Source organism: Streptomyces sp. NPDC006265 (genome assembly GCF_040613555.1).
GTDB lineage: Bacteria > Actinomycetota > Actinomycetes > Streptomycetales > Streptomycetaceae > Streptomyces.
Map to the genome: position 1 here is coordinate 1 of NZ_JBEXSH010001067.1, position 2,699 is coordinate 2,699.

General features: G+C 71.8%; 4 protein-coding genes. 2 read left to right on the forward strand and 2 right to left on the reverse strand.

Annotation, left to right across the window (positions count from 1 at the left end):
• Window positions 1–475: trehalose-phosphatase (locus tag ABZ281_RS45280; protein ID WP_356664197.1), on the forward strand; the 475-nt coding region annotated here is incomplete at its 5' end.
• Between the two features lie 112 nt (window positions 476–587).
• Here the strand turns inward: ABZ281_RS45280 and ABZ281_RS45285 are convergent.
• Both ABZ281_RS45285 and ABZ281_RS45290 read right to left on the reverse strand, forming a co-directional pair.
• Window positions 588–833, reverse strand: coding sequence for a DUF3263 domain-containing protein (locus ABZ281_RS45285; protein ID WP_097217367.1), 246 nt, complete (start codon window positions 831–833; stop codon window positions 588–590).
• Window positions 834–868: 35 nt separating this feature from the next.
• Entirely contained in the window at window positions 869–2,122 is a 1,254-nt protein-coding gene (locus ABZ281_RS45290; protein ID WP_356664199.1) for an extracellular solute-binding protein, read from the reverse strand.
• A 133-nt stretch (window positions 2,123–2,255) separates the two neighbouring features.
• Between ABZ281_RS45290 and ABZ281_RS45295 the strand changes: the two genes are divergently transcribed.
• Window positions 2,256–2,699 (forward strand): ROK family protein (locus ABZ281_RS45295; RefSeq protein WP_356664201.1); only part of this gene is annotated, 444 nt, incomplete at its 3' end.

Sequence of the window (2,699 nt, forward strand, 5' to 3'; positions counted from 1 at the left end):
CGACCTCGCCGCCGACCCGCAGGCCATACGCGCCGCGATCGGCGTGACCGGCCAGTTCTCCGCGGTCGACGGCCTGATCACCGGCGAGGAGAACACCCGCCGGGCCGCCGACCCGCAGGCCGCCTTCGACGCCCTGCGCGAGCCGCTCACCGACCTGGCGACCCGGCACGGCCTGATCGTCGAGCCCGGCCGCATGGTCCTCGAACTGCGCCCGCCCGGCATGGACAAGGGCGTCGCGCTGAGCGAGTTCGCCCGCGAGATCGACGCCGGATCCGTCCTCTACGCCGGCGACGACCTGGGCGACCTGCCCGCCTACTCCGCCCTCGACACCCTCCGCACGACCGGCACCCCGGGCCTGCTGGTGTGCAGCGGCAGCGACGAGGTGACCGAACTCAGGGAGCGGGCGGACGTGGTGGTGAACGGCCCGGAGGGGGTCGTGGAGCTGCTGAGGTCCTTGGCGGACCGGATCGGCTGAAGGACACGTCCCTCTCAGGGGCGCGGGACAGCATCGACATGCGGCTCCGCCGCGGGGCGCGAACAACCACGACGCACCCGCACCCATACGACAGCCGGACGCCCCACGGCCCTCACCGCTCAGACCGACGCCGCTCCCGAACCCGCCGCAGCCGATTCACCGTCACCGGATCATGCGCCAACGCCCGAGCGTCGTCCAGCAGGGCGTTGAGAAGCTGGTAGTAGCGAACGGGGGCGAGGTCCAGCTCCTCACGTATGGCCCGTTCCTTCGCCCCGGGCCCGGAGAAGCCCCGGCGTTCGAGCGCGAGGATGTCCCGCTCCCTGCGCCCGAGCCCCTGCTCACCCGTGTCCTCGTCCATGCACGGCACCGTAACGCCTGCCACCGACAGCGGAGCTACTCCGCGCTCTCCGCCCGGACGGCCGCCGCCTGGAGGTGGCCGAGGACGCCCGAGGGGCTGCCGCCGGGCGCGACGGCCTTGCCGATCTGCTGCTTGACCTGGGAACTGACGTCGGCCCAGGACGTCTTGCCGACCGGGTAGAGCTCGGAGGCCAGCAGCTCCTCCAGGAACGGCCTGAGGTGCCGGTCCTCGTCGGAGGCGGCCATCGTGCCGGACGCGGAGGAGGTGACCGGCAGCAGGTCGTACTCGCGGGAGAAGGCCAGCACGTTCTTCTCGCTGTAGACGAAGTCGAGGAAGTCGCCCACCTGGTCGCGGTGGCCGTTCTTGCGGAACGCCGTCATCCAGTCGGTGACGCCGAGCGTGGACCTGCTCGGGCCCTCCTTGCCCGGCGTGGGCACCATCCCGTACTTGACGCCGTGATTGGCGGCGATCTTCATCAGCGAGGGGTGGCCGTTGAGCATCCCGACCTGGCCCTTGGCGAAGGCGGCGAACGCCCCGGCCCGGTTCAGCTCGCCGGGTGCGACCGGCCCGGTCAGGTCCTTGCCCACCAGGTCCTCCTTCAGCCAGGAGAAGGTGTCGATGTTCTCGGGGGAGTCGAAGCCGTAGCTGTCGACGCCGTCGGTGTAGCCGCCCCCGCCGCTGAGCATCCACTGCATGGTCTCGGCCTGCGCCTCCTCGGGGCCCAGCGGCAGCGCGTACGGGTACTTCACGCCCTTCGCCTTGAGCGCCTCGGCGTCCTCGGCCAGGTCGTCCCAGGACTCGGGCGGGGTGATGCCGGCCTTGGCGAAGAGGGTCTTGTTGTAGAAGAGGACGCGAGTGGAGGCGGCGAACGGCAGCCCGTACTGCACGCCCTTCACCTGGCCCGCTGAGGCCAGCTGCCCGACGAAGTCGGCCTGCGTGCGTATGGAGAGCAGGTCGTCGGCCTTGTAGAGCCGGTCCTGGGCGGCGTAGTCGGCGTACGCGCCGATCTGCGCCATGTCCGGCGGGTCACCGGCGGCGACCATCTCCCTGACCTTGCGGTCGACGTCGTTCCAGGAGTAGACGCTGACGTCGACCTTGACGTCGGGGTGGTCGGCCTCGTACTCCTCGACGAGCTTGTCCCAGTACTTCTTCGAGCTGTTGGCCGCGTTGTCGCCGTAGTCGGCGGCGACCAGCTTCAGGGTCACGTCGGCCGAGCCGCCCGTGACGCCGCAGCCGCCGAGGACCGCCGTCATGCCCAGTGCGGACACCACCGCGATCGTTCCTGCCATCCGCCGACGCTGCACCGCTGCTCTTCCCCAACCCCGGCGTCACCGCCGCCGAAACATTTCGATATCCGGAACAAGGTCTACACCACGTGAGTGGACTAGACCTCTTGCGGGTCCCCGGGTCACACTGTTCCCCGTGAGACATGTCATCGCCCTCGACGTGGGCGGCACCGGAATGAAGGCCGCGCTGGCCGGGCCGGGGGGCGAGGTGCTGCACCGGGCCCGCCGGGCCACCGGACGCGCCCGGGGACCGGACGCCGTCGTCGCGGGCATCCTCGACTTGGCCGCCGAGCTGCGCGCGTACGGCGCCGAGCACTTCGGCACGCCCGCGTCCGCCGCCGGCGTTGCCGTCCCGGGCATCGTCGACGAGGCGCACGGCGTCGCCGTCTACGCGGCCAACCTCGGCTGGCGCGATGTCCCGCTGCGCGACCTGCTGGCACAGCGGCTCGGCGTCCCGGTCGCCCTCGGCCACGACGTGCGCACCGGCGGCCTCGCCGAGGGGCGGGTCGGCGCGGGCCGGGGCGCGGACCGGTTCCTGTTCGTGGCCCTGGGCACCGGCATCGCGGGCGCCATCGGCGTC